The sequence below is a fragment of the cf. Phormidesmis sp. LEGE 11477 genome (genome assembly GCF_015207105.1).
Taxonomy (GTDB): Bacteria; Cyanobacteriota; Cyanobacteriia; order Phormidesmidales; family Phormidesmidaceae; genus Phormidesmis.
This window is the reverse complement of sequence record NZ_JADEXO010000284.1, coordinates 1-1,023: the sequence shown is the minus strand read 5'-3', so window position 1 is coordinate 1,023 and position 1,023 is coordinate 1. Positions and strand designations below refer to the sequence as shown.

Sequence of the window (1,023 nt, the reverse complement as noted above, 5' to 3'; positions counted from 1 at the left end):
ATGTACAGCATTACCACCCCTACAGACGCCATACCTACCCTTCCGAATAAACTGTGGTCAGTCGATTGTGAACCTCTCTTACATTGTTCTTTAAGTATGTCGAAAACGAGGCCCGCAAGCGACAAAGTTTGGAAAGTTTCAAGAAATCATCAGCCAGGAAGCATCAGCTCTTATGAGATCAGAAGAACCAAAACCGTCGGGCTTGGGGCTTCGAAGAGACATCACGCCAACGAATCTTACTGCCACTTCTCCTCGTCTTATGGAGCTTCATTGACTAATGGATTGGCTGATTCTCGCGGCACTTGCTGCCACATGCGCTTCGCATAAACCTCTGCGACCCGGGCGCCATAATCGTTCACATTCTCTCTACCGGTGAAAATGTAGACAGATGCCACCTTGGCTACCGTCGGCTTTTCGATTCGCTCCTGAATACGACTGATGAGCGTCACACCGGCCCTCACATTGACAAGTGCATCAGAGAAATCCGCACCTTCTTCAACCAAGTCGCCCCAGGTCTCCGGATTGATGTTCATTGGCAGGATTGTTTCGGCAACTCCATGTGCCTCAAAGAAGTGTCCATAAGAAGCACCATGAGCGTTCTCCACATACATTATAGCTCTTACGAGGTCGGGATCGACGAGCTGCGCCCTTGCTTCTTGCTCGATTGCGTCTTCGTGAAGTCGCACCGCCCAATATCCCTTCTCATGAAAAGCATAGGTTGGCTCTTTGCTGCTTGCCTTCGGCGAGTCCTTAATCTCAAAAACTGCTGGATCATCAGCAAGGATGTTTGTTATCCGGCCTTCTGACAAGTTAATGACTGGTACATTGGAGCTGTCACTCTGGGAAGTCTCGGGTGTGTCCGTTATAGAGAAACCGGTTATCAGCGCTATATCGGGATACCCAAGCCAACCTGTTGCTCCTCAGCGGATCCTATCCCAAGTTCCCCAACGGGGACGAGATCAGCGCCCTCAGGAAAATAGGGCTCGAATGCTTTTTCGATATCGGCTTGACCGGTAATTGTCT

At 50.0% G+C, this 1,023-nt stretch carries 1 protein-coding gene; it reads right to left on the bottom strand.

From position 1 onward, the window contains the following. Positions 1–257 precede the first annotated feature (257 nt). Positions 258–809, bottom strand: a complete 552-nt coding sequence (locus tag IQ256_RS29330) for a hypothetical protein (protein ID WP_193859198.1) — start codon at positions 807–809, stop codon at positions 258–260. Positions 810–1,023: the final 214 nt, after the last annotated feature.